This is a genomic window from Fructilactobacillus sp. X7R7C1 (genome assembly GCF_059901065.1).
In genome coordinates this window covers 166,268-189,982 of record NZ_JBWXVF010000001.1, presented here as the reverse complement: position 1 = coordinate 189,982, position 23,715 = coordinate 166,268, and the positions used below count along the sequence as shown (strand labels likewise).

At 40.6% G+C, this 23,715-nt stretch carries 17 protein-coding genes; 7 read left to right on the top strand and 10 right to left on the bottom strand.

Translation table 11 applies throughout. The features are described 5' to 3' along the window. Positions 1-153: 153 nt before the first annotated feature. Genes AC6UDC_RS00850 through AC6UDC_RS00805 form a run of 10 tightly spaced genes read right to left on the bottom strand, consistent with a single transcriptional unit; the run spans position 154 to position 14,581 of the window. A complete protein-coding gene (locus AC6UDC_RS00850; RefSeq protein ID WP_500706122.1) occupies positions 154-1,110 on the bottom strand; it encodes a helix-turn-helix domain-containing protein in 957 nt (318 codons plus the stop codon). A 5-nt stretch (positions 1,111-1,115) separates the two neighbouring features. Continuing rightward, a complete protein-coding gene (locus tag AC6UDC_RS00845; RefSeq protein WP_500694576.1) occupies positions 1,116-1,304 on the bottom strand; it encodes a hypothetical protein in 189 nt (62 codons plus the stop codon). Between the two features lie 20 nt (positions 1,305-1,324). Continuing rightward, positions 1,325-2,179 (bottom strand): hypothetical protein, encoded by an 855-nt coding sequence (locus AC6UDC_RS00840; RefSeq protein ID WP_500720795.1) that lies wholly within the window; start codon positions 2,177-2,179, stop codon positions 1,325-1,327. After that, positions 2,157-3,623, bottom strand: a complete 1,467-nt coding sequence (locus AC6UDC_RS00835; protein ID WP_500706342.1) for a glycosyltransferase — start codon at positions 3,621-3,623, stop codon at positions 2,157-2,159. The genes AC6UDC_RS00840 and AC6UDC_RS00835 overlap by 23 nt, the downstream gene beginning before the upstream one ends. Positions 3,624-3,657: 34 nt before the next feature. After that, complete coding sequence (gene asp3 / locus AC6UDC_RS00830) at positions 3,658-4,386, bottom strand: accessory Sec system protein Asp3 (RefSeq protein WP_500721207.1); 729 nt, start codon at positions 4,384-4,386, stop codon at positions 3,658-3,660. A gap of 13 nt (positions 4,387-4,399) precedes the next feature. After that, on the bottom strand, positions 4,400-5,959 hold the full coding sequence (gene asp2 / locus AC6UDC_RS00825; protein ID WP_500720793.1) for an accessory Sec system protein Asp2: 1,560 nt from the start codon (positions 5,957-5,959) through the stop codon (positions 4,400-4,402). A 5-nt stretch (positions 5,960-5,964) separates the two neighbouring features. Next, on the bottom strand, positions 5,965-7,560 hold the full coding sequence (asp1, locus tag AC6UDC_RS00820) for an accessory Sec system protein Asp1 (protein WP_500720791.1): 1,596 nt from the start codon (positions 7,558-7,560) through the stop codon (positions 5,965-5,967). Positions 7,561-7,575: 15 nt separating this feature from the next. Continuing rightward, positions 7,576-8,778 carry an accessory Sec system protein translocase subunit SecY2 gene (locus AC6UDC_RS00815; RefSeq protein WP_500720789.1) on the bottom strand — a complete coding sequence of 401 codons (1,203 nt, stop codon included), beginning with the start codon at positions 8,776-8,778 and terminating at the stop codon, positions 7,576-7,578. Positions 8,779-8,798: 20 nt separating this feature from the next. Beyond that, complete coding sequence (secA2, locus tag AC6UDC_RS00810) at positions 8,799-11,132, bottom strand: accessory Sec system translocase SecA2 (protein WP_500720787.1); 2,334 nt, start codon at positions 11,130-11,132, stop codon at positions 8,799-8,801. A 59-nt stretch (positions 11,133-11,191) separates the two neighbouring features. Further along, a complete protein-coding gene (locus AC6UDC_RS00805) occupies positions 11,192-14,581 on the bottom strand; it encodes a BspA family leucine-rich repeat surface protein (protein ID WP_500720785.1) in 3,390 nt (1,129 codons plus the stop codon). A 555-nt stretch (positions 14,582-15,136) separates the two neighbouring features. On the opposite strand from AC6UDC_RS00805, the gene AC6UDC_RS00800 reads away from it, so the two are divergent. The 7 genes from AC6UDC_RS00800 (at position 15,137) to AC6UDC_RS00770 (ending at position 23,715) form a co-directional block, all read left to right on the top strand. Then, complete coding sequence (locus tag AC6UDC_RS00800) at positions 15,137-15,877, top strand: ion channel (RefSeq protein WP_500720783.1); 741 nt, start codon at positions 15,137-15,139, stop codon at positions 15,875-15,877. Between the two features lie 100 nt (positions 15,878-15,977). Beyond that, a complete protein-coding gene (locus tag AC6UDC_RS00795) occupies positions 15,978-16,160 on the top strand; it encodes a hypothetical protein (protein WP_500694142.1) in 183 nt (60 codons plus the stop codon). Positions 16,161-16,463: 303 nt separating this feature from the next. Next, a complete protein-coding gene (locus tag AC6UDC_RS00790) occupies positions 16,464-16,667 on the top strand; it encodes a hypothetical protein (protein WP_500720781.1) in 204 nt (67 codons plus the stop codon). A 587-nt stretch (positions 16,668-17,254) separates the two neighbouring features. Continuing rightward, positions 17,255-19,441: an SEC10/PgrA surface exclusion domain-containing protein gene (locus AC6UDC_RS00785; RefSeq protein ID WP_500720779.1), complete on the top strand. Its 2,187-nt coding sequence runs from the start codon at positions 17,255-17,257 to the stop codon at positions 19,439-19,441. A gap of 402 nt (positions 19,442-19,843) precedes the next feature. Beyond that, entirely contained in the window at positions 19,844-19,978 is a 135-nt protein-coding gene (locus AC6UDC_RS00780; protein ID WP_500694145.1) for a hypothetical protein, read from the top strand. Positions 19,979-20,145: 167 nt separating this feature from the next. Continuing rightward, the gene (locus AC6UDC_RS00775) at positions 20,146-22,881 is read left to right on the top strand and encodes an LPXTG cell wall anchor domain-containing protein (protein ID WP_500720777.1); all 2,736 of its coding nucleotides are present in this window, start codon (positions 20,146-20,148) and stop codon (positions 22,879-22,881) included. A 306-nt stretch (positions 22,882-23,187) separates the two neighbouring features. Continuing rightward, positions 23,188-23,715: a hypothetical protein gene (locus AC6UDC_RS00770; RefSeq protein WP_500720775.1), complete on the top strand. Its 528-nt coding sequence runs from the start codon at positions 23,188-23,190 to the stop codon at positions 23,713-23,715.

Here is a 23,715-nt window from a genome sequence, read left to right as displayed (position 1 = left end):
AATCTAAATTGAGATGGTCTTACTATATATCCAAATGAAATTATTTAGCCCATATTCCCAATAATGGGACGATTTTTTCACTAAATAATCAAATTTTATTTAAATAAACAAAAACAGCTGAATTTACCGTCAATCCAGTTGTTTTCGTCTCACTTAATATTCACTTTTAATAAACTTTTGGATTCCCTTCCAATAGTCATTTTCATAATTAAAAACGGACTTACTTTGTAAAATTTCTTGTGAAAATTCTGGACAAGTAACCTGATTGGTTATTAAACTATAAGTTTGCTCATAACAGTTATACAGATGACCATCCATGGATCCAGATCCACTTGTATTAATTGCTTGATAAACCTGCTTTAAAAATTTAATTGCTTGATCTGATTGTCGGTTAAGGCAAAAGTTAATCACAAAATCAATCGCAAAGCCCCAGTAAACGTATATTCGGTCTAAATCAGTGCTCTTTAATCCGCTTAAGACCTTCTGTAATACCAGAAAGTCACTATCAATTTTTTTCTTTGGAAATAGTGAGCGCTTCAAATTCAGGTCCAAAACGTTTAAATAAATATCAAAATCAGTTAGGTCATCACAATCTTTAAAGTACTTCTCGTTACTTTTAAAGAACGTGGACACATCCGGCTTTTGTCGCTCCGCAATTTGACTAATGATCTTAGTGTACGTATAGACCTTAAAAAAGGGCGATGCTAGCTGTAACCGGTACTTATCGAGATTATTTAAAATCACTTGAAGTTTACTAGGACTGTAGTCATAAGTATCATAAAAAGAAGCGAGGGCCAGTGTATCGATTAATTCATCCGTTGATGGAGTTAATAATGCCAGAAATTCTTCGTCAGAAATCCCCAATAATTTTTTAATTCCAAAAATATATTCAAATGGGATATCAATCTCATAATTAATCCAACGATAGTAACGTGAAGTACTTAAACCCACTCGATCTAAAAATGAACTTATTTTCACTTTATGTTGCTGAATCAATTCAGCAATTTTTCCCCGGTCCATACTAACGGCAGCGACACTATTTTGTGGAATTTCTTTATTTCGACAATGCAGATCGACATAATATGCGACTCCTAATGAAGGAAGATTCATTTTTATTACCCCGCTAAAGCTATAAAACTATAGACCAGACTAAGGATCACCACGAATACCATAATCACTGAAACAATAATCATAATTACCTTCCCGGTACTTTTAGTATCCGAAGCATCAACAACGTATTTTTTCTCTTCATCAAAACGTAACCTAATATCCTGCTGCAACTCTTTCAATTTAATTTTTGGCATTTTATCACCTGCTTTAAAAACTAATCCACTACTACTTTTTTCGTCGGAACACCTTTTTCCTTTAATTCCTCTAAGAATTTCTCGTTCATATGCACGTCTTGGATGTAGGAAATTTCATCCGTCAAAATATCCAACAAATTTTGCTTAACGTTGCCGTCATCATTAAGGGGCGATTCATCCAAATAGAGGGTGTTATGCGATTTAGACTGCGATAACGCCCACAATTCCACTCCCATGTAACTAATGCCGACTGAATCTTTTGGCGTTAAGTATTTTCCAACCGTATCGGCATAAAATTCATCCAAATTTCTAAACTGTTTTTGGGTCTTTAACGAACCAAAATCTTCAACGGTCACCCAATTTAGCTGCTTTTTGTAAAAATAGAAACACAACGCTGGGACGCCGGCATCATCATAAAAATCGATCCGTTGGGGCTGCCCTTTGGTGTAGATGATGTTGCTGAACTTCTTGCCGTCACTGGCGAATTCTTCGATGTAGTCTAATTCGTCATTTGGGAAAACGTAATCGACCTCTTTAACGTGGCGGCGCGTGTTCGGCCACAAGATGACGTGCCCAATTGGATTACCATTTACGATGATATTAATCGTGAAATCAGCGTTCATATAGATCTCGGCCCTGTCAACCGTGGGCACCCGGTTAAAAAACAAAAACGCTTTGGGATCCATATCTAATGTTCGACCAGTAATATAATCGACAACGTTAAAACCACTGATTTGATTTGTTAGTAGGGAATCACGAAAATTAGAGGCTGGCGCTAGCGTAATCACCTGGCCCTTCCTCTTTTGAATTCGGTCTCGTTGGTGTTGCCAAATTGGATTTTGGTCGTTTATTTTATTGGTTAGTTCGTAATGCATCAACAAACTCCTTCCATTTATTCGCAATGACATGATTTTGAAAGGGAGCCATCGAACTGACGGTGGCCCTTTGGACTTTTCCATAATCGGACTTTAATAACCGGTTAATCCCCTTCGCCAAACTATTCACATCAAAATCCACGTTTTTATCGCCCCGTTTGAAATCTTGTAAAAATCCATTGACCCCATCTTTTATCATTTCCATCGCGCCAAAACGGGCTTTGTAGGCAATTACTGGTAATCCGGCACTTAACGCTTCCACCGTGGTTAACCCAAATCCTTCTGAAAATGATGCTGAGACAAAGGCATCATATTTGGGATAAATATCATCTAAATGATGGGATAGCCCCTTTAATTTAATGTAGTCTTCCGCTTTTTCTTTTTTGATGGTTTTCTCAATCAAACCCTTCTCACCACCGGCACCGTAGATATCTAAAGAAACTGCAGTCCCTTGTTTATGTACCTTAGCAACTGCAAGTACTAACATATCAATGTGCTTTTCCCCAGCTAATCGCGAAGCAGTAATTAATTTGAGCGAATGCAATTTTTTAGCTCGCTGTTTTGGTCTGGTTTTGCCAGTCCCTTTGTCATCCACGCCACCAACTGGGATGGTAGTAAATTTCTCTTTTTGATTCGGAAAATCCTTCACTAGATCATCAGTTTGCATTTTGGTGGCACTGATAATGCTGTCGATATTATCAAGGTGCGTTAACGAATATTCGTAGTAGTTATTCCACAGTGGGTAACGGGGATCGTTGCGATCGGACAAATGATCCGCATGGACCACTTCCACCACTTTACTTTGGGGCATCTTGGGGTACAGTAAGGCCGCTTCACTCTCTTCGCCACGATCCAAAAACCAATTGTTAGAGTGGTTGTAGGCCCGATCCACTTGTTCAAAAAAGTAGCGCTGCAATTGAACTTCATTTGCAAAATAGAACTGCTTGCCATCCTGATTGAAGAGGTGAATATTTTTGATCAGAGTCTCTTTATGACCGTTATCATAAAAGTCAAACGTGACCTTTTTCTCGCCCGTCTTACTGGAGTAAATTTCAATCTTAGACAGACTCATAATTAACAAGTCATGTTTTTTATTAGGAAACTTCACCATGGTTTCAATAATCTTCATCCCCGAAGTCGTCTGGATTTTCAGCATGCGGGTGGTGTTGGTACCATCAATCACCGTTTCGTGTTGATATGGATAGAACTTTTTGACCCCATGCCGTAAATAATCATTTCCTAGCACAAAATATTCGTACATATTGATAACTTGGTCATTTCTTAGATTCCAGGTATCCATGGCCTCGTGTAAATTATTAATTAATTGCACAAAAATATACCGATATGGCAGTTCCATTTCATCAAAACGACGCGCTCGATAAAACTGCGCATGTTCCACTCCAGAATTACCAATTCCCATGGCACGATTAATAAAAAAATTCATTGGTTGCTTCTTTTTTACTTGTTCTTTCATCATTTCATTCCTTTACTTGGTTAATTTTAGAAAGAGGATAGCCGTATGGTCTGACCTCGGTTGCCATTTTTTTCAGCTGCTCATCTTGATTAATGGCCTCAAACAACTTCTTCATCGCGGCATCAGCTTTATCTTGATCATTAATTTCACCAGTAGAAAGCCGACAAAAGATTTGGGCCCGATTCGTTTTAACGGGAACCGTCCAACTCCCGGAATCACGGCGTCCAAGGTAGATATCGAGCTTCTTAGCGTTCGGATATATAAACTTGGTTAACTTCAAATTGGGGCTCACTTTAAAATTCAGATCCTTAAAATTATCGGCTTCGCCTAATATGAGGTATCTAAACGTGATTGACTGATTTGCTTTCACCACCAACGAGATTTTGTACTCGGAAGCGTGTTCTGGATACTCAAAGTCGCCCTCATGTCCGTTGATGATAATTTCCTTCATAAAATCATGGGATTGATCGTAGATTGTGACTTTAAAATAAACTGAGTCAACTGGTTTCGCCGTATAATCACTAACGATGTGATATTTGTGATTTCCAAGTAAGATTGGCAACTCGCTTTGCATTCGCACGTCCTGAAAATTCAGTTGTGAGTTCCAAGTATAAATGCTAGTGCCTGGAGACAATAATGGAGATGAATAAGTTACTTCAGTTGGTGAGTATGTGACTTGAGCTCCATATCGTTCCATTGGATTAAGATATCTTCCCCACGTTAAAACGGTCATTGCTTCCAATTTCTTAACTCCTATCAAACTTTTCCTGCATCAAATTATGGTATTGTCTGACAAACCAATTTACGATCCCGTTGGTGTCATCATTATGGCGCCCGATTAACCCCTTACTGATCACCTTTACAGCTTGCTCCTGCTGCTTAAAATAATTAAACAGCTCACCGTAGGCCTCTTTGTCGTAATCATCCTGTTTCATATAGGCGATGGCAAAAATGGTTTTGGAAAAGTCGCCAGTCTTAAAATGATTCCAAAAATATTGATTAAAATGTTTTTGGGCCGCTTCGTCGGTCTTGCCCTCGTGCGTTAGCAACAAATCCAGCGAGGTCAAAAAATCAAACGGCCGGTGCAAGCAGGAATTTTTAGCGATGGTTCCTAAATTTACGAGGGGCTTTCCGACAATCACGGCGGCGGGCTTTAGGTCAGTTGCGTAGTATAAAGCTGCCGTCGTCCCCATCGAAATCCCCGACAAAACCAAGTCATCACTAGAAAAATGCAACTTTTCCAGGCACTTTTTAATTGTTATAATTAATTGTTGTTCCAATTCTTTACTGCCAATGTAGAAGGAACCGCCTTCCATTCTTTCGTCGGCAATCAACAAATAGGGCGAGGAACTGATATTACTCATCATCCTGCCTCCTTCAAATCCTTCAGCGGTTCTATAACCACTGAAGTAGACGTTTAGGGGTGGTTTTAAATCACCGGGATTAAAATAGGCGGCAATCTCGCCCTTATAATTCTGCTGGTCAGTCAACGTTTTTGAGCCCACCATGTAAGTTCCGAGATTCCGGCGACGTCTTCTGACGTGAATCCTTCTCAACGTAAACGACTCAATTGCACCCTTTAAAAACACCGAAACGTACAAATTAGAACGTTGTTTAGGCGTCTGATAGGTAAAGGGTTGGTCTAGGTCAGATCCGGAAACCGTACACTGTTTAATAACATTGTCGGTTTGAGCGTCCAAAAAATATAATTTAAACGTCACCCTTCCCGAACCCTGTAGTTTATATTCGGGCCAAAACTCCATTAAGGTGTCGGTATCTTGTTCGAGGGTCATTTGAAAATTAATGGCTTGAACCTGATGCGACAACGTCAAGTGGTGAAAACTGACCTGACCCGAACCGGTTTGGGTGGTGTGAGGCAATAATTCGGACATAATCTCAACCTTGTCCTTATTCAATCGACTTCCAAACTGACCAGCAAAATAGACTTCCTTAATGAACCGAGTCACTTCATCGGGTTCTGTTAAATCAATCCCTTGCGCATTTTTATAGCTGAGGGTTTTCTCAATTTCATCCGAAAAGTTTTCGTCCTGCTGGTAAATAATGTTATTAGCGGGAAGCACCTCAATTAACTTCGGCATGATATAAACCATCGACTGTTTGCCTAGGATAAATAGCGTGTTGCTGTACTTGGGATTCAACTTTTCATCATCTAAGATGGTTTGTTGCATCTCAAAGACATCCTTAGGATCGTCCAATGAAAAATACTGATACTTAAAGTTGTCATCTAACGTTTTATTTAAATTTAGTTTTTGACCACCTAGTTGGATGAGTCCTTTTTTAGCCATGAACTTCACCTCATTTCTTTAAAAATGGCCTTGATTCTGGCGACAATCTCTTCGCTAGAAAACCTTTCGATTTTGCTAATATTGGCAACCAATGACTGGTTCCAACGGTCCAAATTATCCAAAAAGTAATTAACCGCCTTTACGAGGTGCAAATCATCTTTGATGATGATTCCATTTTCGTTATCAGTTACATAACCAGTTTGAACCACGTTGATCTGGGGAATGCCGGCGCTAATCGCATTAATCTGCAGATAGGGACTTGGTAACCAATCCAAATCAACCAGAATACGGGCCTTGTGAATATTTTGCTGGTAGAAAGCTGGGTTGTGATTAGAGTAAATCTGAATCCGGTCTAAAGTCTCACTAGCACCAACTAATTGTTCCCAATTAGCCTGCTGCTCCTTTGCCTTCGCCTTTTTTCGTAGTTTGGACGTTAGTTCATGCTCTTTTTTTAGCTTCAGGTACTTTCTGACCCACAGAAAGTCGGCTGATTGTAAGGAAACCGCAAAATACGTCTCGATTTCCGTCGTAATTTCCTGTTCGAGGGTTTTACGCATGCGGTCGTCATTCACGTCAAAAACAATGGCCTTGTCCTTACCTTCACTAACCATGCGCAACAGCTTATTTGCTAAACGTCTTACGGTCCTTTCGGGCATCTCGCTAATTTTCCAAAAAATAATTTGTTGCGCCATGCTGTTACTAATCCCCAAATTGAGGTGCGCAGCGTATGGCGAAACGACCCTTACATTTAAAGGATGCTCCTGATCCTGCCAGGTGTGCTTGATTTTATCGGCAATTAGTTGATTGGGCACCAGAATGGCACTGTTCTTGCCAGCTAACTGGGCTAGAGCTGCTTGATTAATCAAGGTTTGATCGGTTAAAAAACTACCAACTTGATACTCACTTTGTAACTGGTGAGTCAGCGTCAGACTATCCTTAGTTGGATTGTCAATGATTTGAATCCCATCATCGGTCTTGACCTGATTGAAATAGTTTTGTGAAACTTCGCTGATTAAGTCCGTTAAATTTGGATAATGCGAGTGCGCAAAGTGTTTTTGAAAAGGTTTCGCAATCTGGACGTAATCATCATGATTGTGATCAATGGTTAAGACCACCTCCGAAAGCGGATTATACAATTGGGTTTGTTTTAGAACTCCCTGATCGTAGATGCCTCTTCGAGATAGAAAACCGCGCGAATCAAAATAATCCACCGCAGTCAACTGACCATCCTGATAGTATTCAATGGTACTTAAGACTTTCTCAGCAAAATAGTTCGCCTTGGCATAAAATTGATCGTCTCTTAAAAACTGAATTCCGCGTGGTGAATAGACCCGTTCTAAACCACTTGGCAGCGGAATGTCCTCAATCGCGAGCGGCTTGCCAATCTTGATGTGCACATCCTGAATTTCATCCAACGCCTGCCAATACGGAGTGTTTAGCAACCCATACTCATTTAGTTGGTACGTCAGCATGGGCAAAAAACTGTTGGTGACTAACGTACAGTCTTCGTCATTATCCTGAAAAATCGCCAGCTGACTAATAATCGTGTTGTAACCCAGCTGCAGCGTGTAGGGATGCCAATTAGGGATAAAATAAACCATATAGCCTCCTCATAATTAAAAAATGCGATAACGATACTTATAGATTAATGCCCGGACTTCTTGGGAAATGCTGTCTAAAATGGTAATTAAAATAAACAACGACCCAAATAAAAACGAGAAGTTAGTCACAATCGGAAAGTATAAACCGATTACTAGTGGCACTAAGGCAATCAGCAGCACGTAAATGGTGCCTAAAAAGGACATAATGTTAACCTGTCCGGTTAGATACCGCTCCGTTTCTTTGCCGGGAGCCAGGTTAAAAATATAGTCGCCACTCTCTTTTAATGATTTGGCAATGATGTTGGGTTGAAAGTTCACAAACGCAAATAGATAACTTAAGACCACGATGATGAGCCCGTAAGAAACGATCCCCTGCCAGGTGTGATAGGAAAATAAAAGTGAAATTATCTTATTAATTTGAGCGTTGACCCTTAAATTCGACACCACTAACAGCGGAATCGAAAATAATGATAAGGCAAACATGAATGGCATGGCGCCGGAGACCAAGACCTTAATCGGAATGTATGAATCGGTCAGAAAACTGTTTACCCCAATTCTTTCAACGGGGATCCGGTATTCGGCCTCATTGACAAAGACGGTGACGTAAACAAATCCGATAACAATGATGGCGATGACGATCCATCCCAGAACGGAAAAGTTCAGCGGCTTTTTTAACCCCGAATCTAAAACCGTGGGGAGATTTTTGACCAGTCCCGGAATGATAAAGATACTGACTCCACCAATCCCCAGATCCTTATTAACGTCCGCCAGCCAGACAATCAGCATTGATCCGGCGAGTAGGACAGTGAAAATAAACCAGAAGAAGGCTTCATCGTTAAATCCCAGGGTCTCTGGTTGATAACGCAGGAATAACTTGGCCATCGCTAACGACTGGAGCGCCGCCAGCACAAAGGTGATTCCCTTTTGCCAGTACCCTGTTGTCTTTTGTGACATTCGACTCGTGGTCTTGTCATCAACGGTGGTAACCACCTGCCACACGATTAGCGCCGTCATGTACGGCCCTAATCCCAATGCAAACAAACTGGGAACGGTAATTTGACTACCAAAGTTACTAGAAATTAAATTGATATAGGCATTTTGATCTAACGCGCTAGCATAATTTTTTAATTGAAACCCTGGAATTAGGATTAATCCACCTAGTTCAAACAAAGCCAACAAAAAGATTGTAAATGATCCCCGTTTTAACAATTGCCTCACTAAAAAATCTCCTTTTAAACTTATACAAAAATCAAATCAATGGTTCCGTCGTCTTTTTGCACAATTTCCGATAATAATATGTTTCTGAGTACTAATAGATAGATTCGTTCGCGCATATTGTGAAAAGCCCGGCGCGCTTCGGTTTGATATTCATAAATGGGGTTATGTTGACCCCAGTTCCGGCTGCTAACCGCTAACTTCAACTGTTCCAACGCATCCACCTGGTCGATCCACATCGTATCGATTGATTTTAATAACACTAGTCGTTTGTACTCTAATAACTGATCATCATTTTTAAATTGCTGATAAACCTGCCGTTTTTTGTTATCAATCATCTTTAACAACTGGGCTTTTAAACGCTTTTTGTTTCGCCATTGATTCTTTAATTCGTTTTTATTCGGTAAAAACGAATAATCGATATTGTTATAAATGAAGTTGGTGATATCAAAGTAGTTTTTCCACTGCGGCAAATAATGATCGATGCACGAATTAATCGCCGTATCAATATAAGGATCCAAATCATTCGTTCGCATGGCTGCGTTCCGGGTCTTATAGAGACAATTGCGTTGGGCCTTGACCACTTCGTCAAATTTCAAAATGTTTTGGCGGTCGGAAATTTCACTATTCTTCTGGGTTCCCTGCGATTGATTAATGATGTTCTTAATCCGAGGTTTCTTTAAAGCACTCGTAACGTGATGTTTTACTAACTTTTCCCGGTACTTTTTGACCCACTTGGGAGCATTTTCGGTCACGATTTTATCCTCTAGTGAGACATAAAACTTCGTATCACCAGGTTCACCCTGCCGACCGGCACGCCCACGTAACTGGTTGTCAATTCGTAAAGAAGACATTCGTTCAGTGCCGAGCACAAATAAGCCACCGTTTTTAATGGCCTGATCCGAGAGCTTAATGTCAGTACCCCGGCCTGCCATTGAAGTCGCTACGGTAATCGAGTCCGTCTTCCCGGCATCGGCAATGATCCGACTCTCTTTTGGAGCACTATTAGCGTTTAACACGTTGTGCGGAATTCCTAGTGACAATAAGATGTGGGAATATAACTTTGACATTGAGACCGACCCTGTCTCAATCAGGATGGGGCGGTGCAACGCCCGCATCTTCTGGACCTCTTTTAGTGAAGCCGTGATCTTATCCTCGTTGGTCGCATAAATCTGATCAGGGTGGTCTTTTCGCATGATTTTCTCGTTAGTCGGAATGACAAACGTATTTAACCGATACGTTTCACGAAATTCATCAGCGTCGGTCTTGGCCGTTCCGGTCATCCCCGAAAGTCGAGTAAACAATCGAAAGAGGTTCTGGTAGGTAATACTAGCCAAGGCGCGACTATCATCACTGATTTTGACGTGTTCTTTCGCTTCCAAAGCCTGGTGAAGGCCGGATTGTAGTTTGGTGCCGTACAATTTTCGTCCGTTCATCTTATCCAGTAGAACAATCTCGTTGTTTTCCACTACATAGTTACGATTTCTGACAAACAGGCACTTCGCCTTCAGCGCCAAATTCAGGTGCTGGTATAATTCATGGGCCTTGGGTGCGAGTAAATCGGAAACTCCGGCGTACTCCTCTAAGTTATCGATCCCCGTTTCAGTGAGCCAGACCTTTTTACCATCCTCGGATTTTTGAAAGTCAACGTCTTCTTCGAGCTGCTGAATCATGTTTTCACACAGCTGATACAAATTCGATTGCACGTTGGGTGCACCAGAGACAATCAAAGGCGTTTGGGCCTGGTCCAATAAAATGGAATCAATCTCATCAATTAAGGCAAATTCCAGGTGCTTAATGTGCTGGTTTTCGGGCTTAATCGCTAAATTGTCAAACAAGTAATCAAATCCCAAACTACTGTGGGTGGTATAGACGATGTCTGAACTGTAGATCTTTTTTAAATTCCGACTGGCATCGTCACCATCTTCTTCTGGCACTCCACTAGCAATCGTCAAACCCAGCCAACGGTAGACTTGACCGATTTCTTTCGCGTCACGTCTGGCTAAGTACGAATTCGCCGTGATTAAAAAGACTCCTTTGCCCTCTAACCCATGCAGATACATGGGCATCGTCGCGGTTAACGTTTTTCCTTCACCAGTTTTCATTTCGGCAATGTTACCAAAGTTTAAAACGATGGCACCTAAAATTTGAGTATAATATGGCGCCAATCCTAAGACGCGGTGGTCCGCTTCACACACGGTCGCGTAGGCTTCCACAATCAGACTATCGAGCTTAGCGCCATTTTTTAATTGGGCCCTTAGGTACTTCGTCTGTTGCTTCAATCTCGCATCGGAAAAATACCTGAGTTCGTTAACACGCTTTTGCACCTTTAGAGCGATTTTTTTATATTTATGCATTAATTCTAGATGCGTACTCCCTTCGTCAAAAATCTTTTCCGTTCATTAATAAAAAGCTTTTATTTAACCCGGTGTTTTAAATCACGAAGAGCCAAAGCTAAAGCAGAACCAATGAAGCCCAGTCCAACGAGCCCTAAGAAAGTAGAAGTCTCTTGCCCAGTTTGTGGCAAAACGTGCTTGTTTTTCTTAACGCTCTTTTGGTTGGATTGATTAGTTGCTTGAGGAGCTTGCTTACCTTGATGTTTCATAGTCATTTGGTGTCCAGCATTAGTGCTTGAAGGTTGATTTTGATGGCTTTGTAAAGCAGGAGTGATGGCTTGCTTGCCACTGTTATTAGGTTCATTAGCGTTATTCATTGGTTGATTTGATTGGTTAGAAGCAGTCGGTTGCTGACCTTCGTTACTAGGCATTGTTGGAGTTTGATCCGAAGGCTTTGAGACGTTGTCACCATGATTGTCTGGAGTTACCGATGATCCACCGTTATCTGACGGTTGGTTTGGAGTAACTTGACTACCACCGTTTCCATTTCCACCTTGGTTATTTGGCGTACTTGGGTTTTCACCATTATTATCAGGATTTTCTGGATTGATTTCGGGATTAGATGGTTGGTTACCACTACCGTTGTTTCCGGGTTCATCAGGGTTGGTAGCGTTCTTAGCCAAAACTGTTACTGGTACGTAGAAGGTCTTGCCGTTTGAGGCCGAAATGGCAACCTGGTACTGACCCGGTACTTGGTTATTAACCTTAGATGTGTCAATTTTGGTAATCGTGGCTTTAGTGCCGTCTTCGTTTGTGGCACTTGCACCGTAAGCTGCGGCGTCAGTTGGGACATTGTCACCAGCGTAAATGGTGATGCCGTGAGCCGTAATGTTAGCCTGGTTGGCTAAAACAGTGACCGGGACAAAGAACGTCTTGCCATTGGAAGCACTGATGGCAACCTGATATTGTCCAGGGACCTGATTATTAACTTTCGAAGTATCAATCTTGGTAATCGTTGCGGGAGTTCCATCTTCGTTTGTGGCACTAGCGCCATAAGCTGCAGCATCTGTTGGTACGTTGTTACCAGCATAGATTGTGATGCCGTGGGCGGTAATGTTAGCTTGGTTGGCTAAAACAGTGACCGGTACGAAGAAGGTTTTACCGTTTGATGCAGTAATGGATACTTGATACTGACCCGGTACTTGATTGTTAACCTTGGAAGTATCAATCTTGGTAATGGTTGCTTTGGTTCCATCTTCATTAGTTGCACTGGCACCGTAAGCTGCGGCATCGGTTGGAACGTCATCGCCGGCATAAATGGTGATACCATGGGCGGTAATGTTAGCTTGGTTAGCTAGAACCGTGACCGTAACCGTCATACTTTGACCATTGGAGGCCGTGATGGTTACTGGATACTGACCCGGTACTTGGTTATTAACTTTGGAAATATCGATTTTGGTAATGGATGCTTTTGTGCCATCTTCGTTGGTAGCTCCAGCGTTATAAGCCGCAGCGTCGGTTGGGACAGCATCACCGGCATAGATCGTAGTTCCTTGGGCATGAATTGAGGATTCATCTTTAACTGGATTACCCCAAACCCATGTTCCGGGATGAGCTTCACCGTTGGTTAATTCATCCGAAGACAAGGCGTTTTGACCAGGAATCACGTGGCCATTGGCGTCGACTTGAACCCAACCAGCGTATTGACTAGGAACCGCTTGCAAATGAGAATCCAACAAACCAGTTTCATTGCCTAACTTGAGCTCACTTAAACTTTGATCGTTTGCAAGCATGTCAGTCGTGTTAGTGGTTTGGGTATCAAAGTTGGAAAGGTCCAAACTTTTAAGGCCAGAGCAGTTGGCAAACATGTTACTCATCGATGTCACGTTACTGGTGTCCCAATTGTGAAGGTCTAGTTGGGTTAGAGCATTATCATCCTGAAACATAAAGTCCATATTTTTCACGTTACTGGTATCCCAGTTGGTAATTCCACTTAGGTCCGTGATGCTTTGATCACCGTTAAACATGTAACTCATGTCAGTTGCTTTACTAGTATTTAGGTTTGAAAGACCCTTGATGTTGAAGCCGTCAGTTAAAACACCGGTTCCGCAGAACATGTAAGCCATATCAGTTACATGACTGGTATTAAAACTACTTACATCTAATCCTTCCAATCGATAAGTAGATTGGAACATGCTGTGCATTACTTGAGCACTACTGGTATTTAACTTGTCTAGACCAACAATCTCAATTAATGATTGGTCATTATTAAACATGTTCATAAAATTCGTAACGTGTGAAGTATCAATACCACCAAGATTGACGTACTGAAGTTGACTACCATATAGATTGTCTGTATGTGCATCAGTAAAGAGAAGTGCTCCAATGTTGGTTACCTTACTGGTATCTAGTCCAGTTAAATCAATTGATTTCAAAGAGTGATTGTCCAAAAACATGTTACTCATATTCGTACAATTCGACATATCAAGATTAAAGAGATTTTTATAATCTTGAACACTACTCCATCTGGCAAAGAGACCGTTGGTATCATCAACAATTACCTTGGAATTAAAGACAACGTGTTGAACGTTATAGTAGTTATTACTCAACCAATTATCATAGGAAAATTCATTACCTAAGTCTCCACCATCATTGAATGACAAAGTGCCAGTGTTGTAGTCGTACACGTACTTAGCAGAACCCCAGGTCCCCTGTTGCGTCTGGTCAGCTAGTTGAACGTTTTTGACGGGTTGAGCATTAAATTGAACAGCTTGGTTATTTTGAACGTTGTTAGCAACTGAATTAGCTTGATCATCAATCTTTTCGACTGGTTTTGGTTCTGGATTCGTTGGAACAACAGCCGCTTTGTTTTGGTCCACCTGTGGCTGGTCGGCTTTGACCGGGTTAGTTTGCTGCTTCACATCCTGGTTATCAGCGTTTTGATTGGTAGCTTTTTGATCGGTTACTTGTGATTTGTCGGGCTGAGCATTTGAAGTATCAGTCGTTTGATTATTAGTCTGTGATTGGTCCTGTTTAGCAGGATTGGCAGTTGATTGACCATCATTTTGCTGGTCATTTGATTGCGCAACTGCTGGTTGATCGTTACCGTTTTGGTTTTGTGCTGATGGAGTAACGGTGTTCTTTTGAGTCGTTTGTGATTCCGCTTGCGCATTAGTTGCTGCAGGTTGACTTGATTGGTCATCTGGCTGCTGCTCGTTAGCAGTCGGTGCTTTATCAACCTGAGTTTGATTATTAGTTGTCGTTGGGTCAGCTTTAGTAGCATTTACAGGAACTGCGCTACCTGCTGCTTGTGCATCGGTTTTCACATTATTTGTAGCCGGTTGAGCGGTGGTATCAGCACTTACTCCGACGGCTAAACCAGACACGGTAGCAAAGGTCACCAGCCCAGCGACCATCCACCGCTTTCCAGCTTTATACATTTTGAAATGTTTCTTTGGATTACTTAACATAAAAACTCCTCCCACTCCATTTAAAAACACGCTTTGTGAAGTAATAATAATTACAATCACGGCCGTTAAGGTCCATTGCCAATCAAGTAATTAATTAATACTTCACAAGAATAACGTGGTTTGAACAAAATTCACGAAGTATTTTATGAACAATTTATTAAAAATTAAAATAATAGACGGAACAATTCGTAGAGTGGCAATAATTTGAGTACATCATCACAATTTAGATGGTTTTAAAATATATGTTACATAATATAATATTTGTAATTTTTAGTGTTGCTTGTAGGTAATTTGTGAAAAATAATTATGTGATTTCCATAATAATTTAATAATCATTATTCGATTATAATCGCCGTCTGGTGTGCAATTTCTCTGATTATAATTTTTATTCCATGATAAAAATTGATGTATCACAACATTATTAGCAATTCAAATATGAGAACAAAAATAAAAAGAGTTCACTATCATTTTTGGTAGTGAACCCTTTTGAAGTTGTTATAAATGGTCCTAAGGACTGGTAAAATAAATATATACTATGTGATGGGTGATGTGAACGTGACTAAACCAATTATCAGAAATACCTACGATGCATTGATTATCTTATTAGCAATAATTTCCATTGTGCTGACCGTTCTTCAGTTCTTAAATAAGCTTAATCTTGACGCTGAACCATACGTGGCTATTGACGATGCCATCTGGGTGATTTTTACCGTCGACTACTTCGGTGGGCTCTTGCTTGCCAAACCAAAATGGCAGTACGTAAAAACTCATCTGTTTGATTTACTCGCAATCATTCCGTTTGGGTACGGCTTATTTTTCTTCAAAATCTCTCGGGTAACCCGATTAACCCGCATCTTCCGACTTTTCAGGGTCGCGGGTGTCCTTGGCAAATTCAAAGAAAGAATCGAACGGTTTTTTAAAACCAACGGCTTTATTTACCTATTACTCATATGTACGATTATTATCTTGCTATCAGCCGGCCTCTACTCCATCGTCGAAAACACGTCGCTCACTAACTCGATCTGGTGGGCCATTGCGACCACCACGACCGTTGGTTACGGCGACATTAGTCCTAAAACCAGGATTGGCAAAGGAATTGCCGTCATTTTGATGCTGGTTGGGATTAACTTTGTGGGGATGCTGACAAGTACCCTCACTACCTTCTTTTCCAAGGAAACAGACCACGGACCCGTTTCAGAGGCAGATGAAATCCGCAAGTTCAAAAAGTTGATGGATGATCACATTATTACTAGAGAAGAGTTTGAACAAAAGAAGCGGGAATTGTTGAGAAAATAGAACATGATTAAGACTTAACGTTAATACTTGCGATTATCAAATATTCATAAACTATTACGACAATATAAAGTAAAATATTGGTACAAGGAGGATATTCATTATGTCAACTCAAAGTTTTAAAACCAATTTAAATTTCACAACAAAGTCTGCTCTTTCACTATATGACGCAATAAACGAATCCAAAAGAGTAGATATTAAAGCGGAAAATCCCGTCAAAGAATTTAGCAGTAAAGATCCTAGTAGTTTACATCAAGAATTTGATTCATTATTTAGGAGAAAATAATTAAGAAGTTATTCCATATAAAACAGTAAACAAACAAAACCTAAAAATCATCAAATGTTTAATTAGATATTTATACCAATAAAGAAAATCATCCTCAAATAGGGATGATTTTCTTGCTTAACTTATACAATTCACATGAAGCTAAAGTAATACAATTAAAAATGCATTCTCTAATCTAAGTCAAAACATTTAATGATTTATAGCTTAACTTTCTTTTTAAAAACAATTGCATTGAAATTAATCTCAGAGTATCATTCTAATCAATCAAGTGGAATTAGACACAAGAGGAGAGGAATTTATACTATGGAAAAATTTGACAAGCAGCACAACCAGATGGCACTTGCCACTGGTGAAAAGAAACAACGTAACAAACTCGTTAAATCTCACAAGGGTTGGCTAAAGGTTACTACCGGAACCATCTTTGCGGCTTCAGGTTTGTTCGTCATGGGATCATTAAATAACCAAGTTAATGCCTCTACTACCCCCCCACTCAGCAATCGAGTGTAACTAACGTTGCCTTAGCAGCTGATGCTACACCAAACACGGTTCAAAGTGATCAGGGTAAAGTAGATAATGCTAAGACTAGTGTTAATAATGCTCAAGCTGGAGTAGATAATGCACAAAAGAATGTTGATAATGCTCAAAACAATGCCGACACAGCCCAGAAGAATGCTGACGCCAGTTCTCAAGCAGCTAGTGACCAACAAGGGGTCGTTAATAATGACCAAGGAGCTGTCGATAAAGCTCAAAAAGACGCTGATAACGCAACTCCAGACAACATTAAAAAGACCCAAGACGGAATTACCCAAGCAGGGAATGATGTTGCTAACGATCAAAAACAAGTAGCTTCTGATCAACAAGGAGTTGATCAAGCTCAAAGTGATGTCAATAAAGCCCAAGGTACTGCTGACCAAGCTCAACAGGCACAAAATCAAGCCCAAGATGGGGTTAGTAATGCCCAAAAACAAGTTGATCAAGATTCTAGCAATGTAAACAAAGCACAAAGTGCTGTTGACCAAAATCAACAAAGCACCCAAGACGCCCAAAATAAGCAAAGCCAAGCAGAACAAGATAAGACTAAAGCACAAAGTGATTTGGATACTTTGAACCAAGGTCAAAGTGCCGCACAGCAAAAACAAGATCAAGCTAAACAAGCGGTTTCTAACGACCAAAGCGCGATCAATCAAAAGAATTCTGACATTGCCAATGCTCAAAACCAAGTTAATAACGACCAAGACCAAATTAATCAAACAAATCAACAAATTGATGGTTTGAATCAATCTAAGAGTGCTTACAGTCAGGATATTCATATTCCAGCTGGTATGACGTTGCAAGGATTCCAACAGTGGAAACAACAACACCCTAATGAAGACCCTGAAGACTGGTTTGCTCAATTTGATCAACCCGGTATGACAGGAAACAAGTATCAATCTAGTGACGCAGCTAAACAAGACAAAGTTAAAGTTGTTACTAGTGATAAAGGACAACAAGTAGCACAGTTTACTAGTAATCAATACCAAGAAATGCAAAATTATGTTGGCTGGTTAATTAATCAAATTCATCAACAATTCGGTACTCCTGAAGTTCAAGTTGGTGGAGAGGGCATGGATCAATTTGTTCAAGATATTTTGAATGGATACGATAATGATAACTGGAATATTGATGACCATAAAGATCATGACATTGACGCTATTAATCGTGCAGCCGCAGCTAGTGGATTAGAAACTTATGATGGCATGAATGGATATGAAAATGTTATCTCTGGAGCTATGGGTTTTGATGGCGATACGAATATGAATGATATCTATAGCAGACTGTACTACGCAATTTTAGACTTTATGTTTGAAGATAGTACCGCATATCATGGTCATGAAGTAAGTTTATTAGGAGTTGATCCATACAGTGGCAACGCCAATAACAATAAGTATTTAGGAGTTGGCGTAGACGCATACGGTCAAGTTCATATCATATTTGTTAGCCCTGACCAAATCAAGGACGCTAATAAGTTCAATCAATCTGCTGCTTATGTAGCTAGTCCAGATACTCTGAATCAACAAATTAGTGACGCTCAAACAAAGCTAGCAAGTCAAAAGGATCAACTATCTAAAGATACGCAAGCTCTTCAAGGACTACAAAGTCAACTTCAAGACTTACAAAAGCAGCTAGCTAGTGACCAAAGCGATGTACAAAAGTTTGATCCGGCTAACTACCAAGACAGTATTAATAAGACCAAGGCTCAAATTAATGATCTTAATAATGAGATTAGCCAACAGAAACAAACGATCGCTAATAATCAAGCTGCTCTACCGGGTCTTCAAGCTCAATTAACCCAAGCTAAGCAGCAAACCGCTGGTGACGTTAATAAGTTAAACGACGCTAAAGACACCTTACAAAAAGCAACTACCACTAAGCAGCAAGCACAAAGTGCCTTAACTACGGCTAAACAAGATTTAGCTAATAAACAACAAGCACTCGTACAAGCACAACAACAGCTAAAAGATGACCAAGCTAAACTTGCTGCTTTAAAGCAACAATTAAGCGATTACCAAAATGCTGGTCCTAACTTAGCTGCCGCTAAAGATAAATTGGCAGGGGATCAAGTTAAATTAGCTGATTTGCATAAACAAAGTGACACTGACCAAGCTGCTTTACAGCAAGCCCAAGACGCTTTGAACCAAGCTAAAGCTACTCTTGCTGACAAACAAGCTGACCTTTCAAAGGCACAAGCTGAATTAGCACAAGCAGAACAAGCCGAAAAACAAGATGAAGCTGACAAGGCAGCTAAAGAAGCCGCTAAGAAAGCTCATGACCAAGCTATTAACCATGCGATTGATAACGCCCAGCAAGGTACTCAACCAAGAGCTGCTTATGGTAACCAACAAGGAACCGTTGCTACTGGCAATGTTATTCCTCAAACCTTTAAAGGTGTTACTCAATTGAGTAATGGAACCTACAGCTTTGATAACGGTAAGATTGTAGTTAATGCTAACGGAGACGTTATTAAGCTCAATGGTCAAAATGTTACTGGATTAAAGCTCTTGACTAACGGTGAAATTGTTAATGCTAATGGTAAAGTGATTGCTACTATTGCAACTTCCTCTTCTTCTAATTTCAAATTTTCAATCGATAAGAAAAATTCACAAAATAATCAAAGTCTAAAGAACCAAGTGTTACCACAAACTGGACAATCAGATACAACGTGGATGACAATTGTTGGATTATTAGCAACTATTATAGGAATCTTTGGATTTGCAGGTAACAGACGCAGATTTACAAAATAATATCTAAATAATTATAATAAGTTTTATAATCATATTATAAATATATGGGTTCTAAATCAGTTAGTTTTGTCTAACTATTTAGAGCCCATTATTTTTGATAAAGTAAAGTTTATTACTATTAATAATAAATTAATTTAATATTATACACAATGAAATGGAAAAGATGTTTTAAATGCTTCCATACTAGTGTATTGTAGTAACTGTAGTAAGGAGGTGATGACTATGGCCTCTAAAAACAACAAAAGACTTAGATTAACGGCATTTGAAATCAGCTTCAAATTGCCTTCTCTAAGTCTCACATTTGTTTTTAAATGATAATTCATTTAGGGAGCGATTTGCGCTCGCTCCTTACTACATTTTTAGTATAACACACTATCATCAATTACATATGGGAGGTATGACATGAAAACTAGAGAATGGAAAATTGGAAAACACATAACCATCACGATGACACCACATCGGCCAACGTATAAAGACTGGCTCGGACTAGCCTTAATCGTCTTCATCATCGCTTTGATTATTTGGTGGCTCGTTTAACTTCAACCTGAATACTAGTAAACCAGCGCTTTAAGTGCTGGTTTTTATTTAACAAAATAAAATCAACTCACATAATTATCATTTTTACTTAAAACAATTGTATTATAAAAATTCATATAGTATTATCAATTATGTAAAATAATTTATAAGCAGAAAGGACTTATGTTATGAGTAAATTTATTAAACATGATAATTGTAAGGTATCAAAAGAAGATAGTCATCAGTCGCACGTGAATCCAGTAAGGCTACATAAACATTGGCTAAGGATTACTACTAGAAGCGCTTTGGTAGCGTCGGGAGTGTTTGCAGTGGGAGTATTCAACAATGCTGCTAGTGCAAACGTCCAGACGCAAGCCACTAGTCAACAGCAAAATGGCACGTCTAATGCCGTCTCAACTGATCAAAACCAGGTCACAAATGACCAGACGGCTGTAAACACCGACCAAAAGAACGTCGACTCCGACTCTCAAGCCATAAGTAATCAACAGGGTGTGGTGAATAAGGACCAAGCTGCCGTTGACCAGGCCCAAAAAGAAGCGGCCGATGCCACTCCCGAAAACATCAAAAAGACTCAGGACCAAATTAATCAGACCGATAACGACATTAAAAATGACCAAAGTCAAGTTGATAACGATCAAAAAGCCGAGAATGACGCCCAGGCGACCGTGGAGAAAGATGAGAAGAACGCTGATAATACTCAGCAGGCCCAAAATCAAGCCCAAAACGCTGTTAATAACGACCAGAATCAGTTAAACCACGATACTGACGCGCAAAATCAGGCGCAAAGTGCCGTTGACAACAACGAACAGAGCACCAAGGACGCCCAGCAAAAACAAGACCAAGCTGAACAACAAAAAGCGGATACTCAGACCACGCTTGACAACCTAGTAGACAAGTGGCAAGCCGCCACCAAGAAAAAGCATGACGAGGCCGAAAACAACGTTAAACACGACCAAGATGCCATCAATAAAACGAACCAAGCAATTAGTAATGCGCAAGACGACATTAGTTCGTGGAACTCGACCCTTAGTGATGCGCAAAGTACCTTAAACGACGAGAAACAGTCCGAGAGTGCCTTTGAGCAAAGCATTCACATTCCCGCTGGCATGACCTTACAGGGCTTTCAGCAATGGAAACAACAACATCCAAACGAAAACGCCTCCGACTGGTTCAACCAGTTTGATAATGCGGCAATGGCTGCCAACCACTATCAACCAAGTGACATTGCGAAGCAGGATTATGTCCAGGTCGGAACTAACAGTAACGGTCAGGAAACCCCACAATTCACCAATAATCAAAAACTCGAAATGGCAGAATACGTCCAATGGCTCATTAATCAAATCCACAAACAGTTTGGTACCACGGACGTTGAAATTGGTAGTTATAGTATGGGCCAATTCGTTGACGACTTGGTAAATGCTTATAACCAAGATGATTGGAACATTAATAACCAAAACGGTTATGACGTCAACGCCATCAACAACTTGGCAGCCAAGTATGGCCTAAAAACTTATCCCGGAGAGGACGGTTATGAAATCGTTACTCCTGGTGACATGACCTTTGATAACTACACCACCATGGATACCATCTACTCCAAACTCTACAGTATGATTATGAACTTGCTGTTTAATGACAGTCAGGCATCGGATGCCCACGAGATGAGTCTTCTGGGTCTCGACCCGCATAACGGAAACGTCAATAATGACAAGTACCTTGGCATCGGTGTTGATAACTATGGTCAAGTTCACTTGGTTTTGATTAGCCCAAGTCAAATTCAGGATTCGACTAAGTTTAATGTAGTTGCTACATTTATTGCGACTCCCGAAAAACTAGAACGCCAAATCGCTGACACGCTCGAATTAATCTCGGACTGTAAAGGAGCAATAAAACGTGCTCAACAAACGCTAGAAAACTCACAAAACAAACTGGGACGCCTGACCAACCAGTTAGATAACGATGAAAAACAAGTTACCCAGTATAGTCCAGATAAATGGTCCGCTAACATTCACAAGGCCAAGACCGAAATCAACGACTTAAACAATCAGATTGCTCAGCAGCAACAAACCATTGACCACAACAACGCTGCTCTTCCTGGCCTGCAGAACAAATTAGCTCAGGCCAAACAACGGGTCGCAAACGACGCCAACCAACTCCATAATGATCAAAACCAGTTGCAGAAAGCAACGGCCGCTTACGAACAGGCTCAAAGTGACTTAGACAAGGCCACCCAAGACCTCATCAATAAACAAAAGGCCCTTGAACAAGCGGAAAAGCAACTGCAAGATGACCAAGCAAAACTGGCTTCTTTACAAAAACAACTGATTAATTATCAAAATGAGGCTAATAACTTAGCTAACGCCAAAGCTAAACTAGCCAACGATAAGGCGAAGTTGGCGGACCTGGAAAAACAAGTGGCCGCCGATCAAGCCGCTCTGGACAAGGCAAAGAGTGATTTAGCAAAAGACCAAGCCGCACTGGCTCATGACGAGCAGGCTGCTAACCAAACTAGTGGTCAAAACACGACCAAAAAGGCGCACGCTCAAATCATTAACCACGCCATTGACCGCGCCCAACGGACCACAAAACCACGGGCAGCTTACATCAACCATACGGAAACGGTTCGTCCTGAAAGCGTCCAGGTCAATGCGTCTGGCGTAACCCCGTTAACCGAAGTTAAGTACCGCATCAGTAATCAAGCTGGTTCTCGTTTAACCACCTCACCGCTTGATTATCGTCAATCTGTCAAGGTTGATAAGCTGACAAGTAAGAAGCAGGGAATTTCAAACGTGACCCTTCCTCAAACCGGACAATCAAATACCACTTGGTTATCAATCGTCGGACTTCTCACCGCTCTGATGGGCATCTTTGGATTGGCTGACAAGCGCCACAAATACCTCAAATAATCTTTCACACATTGATATCCTAATAAACCCTAGTGATCATCACTAGGGTTTATTTTTTAATCGTGCTAATTGGATTTTATTTTAAATAATCGAAATTCATAAAAAATTTCTCCTTAAAGTCCGTATCTAATAATGAAAGAACATAAAAGGAGAGATATCATGGAACTAAATGAATTACCACTGAATCTATGTGAACCACTTAAGCGAAAGATGCGCAACGAATTCGCGGTCGACATCAACTAGATTTTACCGTCACAGGTGAACCGGAAACTGACCACCTACACCATTAACTGGGACTCGGTCCTGTTGCTCATCAATTTAAAGGACGCTCACAATCAATTTGATTCCCTCGTCGTCGACCGTGTCTCAGGCTTTACCCTCGTGAAGCAAACCACCAACGTCCTGATGAAAGAGTTGTGGCAAAAGAACCACCTGTCCCTTGATAAAATCAAAACGCTGGCGGGTCACTGTCAGATTAACAAGAACATCCCGTACGTTCGAAATGACATCCAACTCCTGCGCTTAAAATCCATTGACCACTGCAAGCGCAACACGTCGTGGGTCGCCTATCACAACCTCAATCATGTGATTCGCAAGGGCGACGATCGCCTGGAACTGTACTTTAACAACATCGTCACTCCGATTTATCTGGACGGCTCTTTTCCCTTTATCAAGAAACAGGAGGAGTATTCATACAAAATAAGAAGTCTGGAGGAAATGATATCCCGACAGGTGAATAACTTGTTTGGCTGTCAAGATAATGGAAATTCTAACTATCACGGTCCGACTTCAGGTGGGTGCGGATGGGAAGACTTAAGTAATCTATTAAAATAA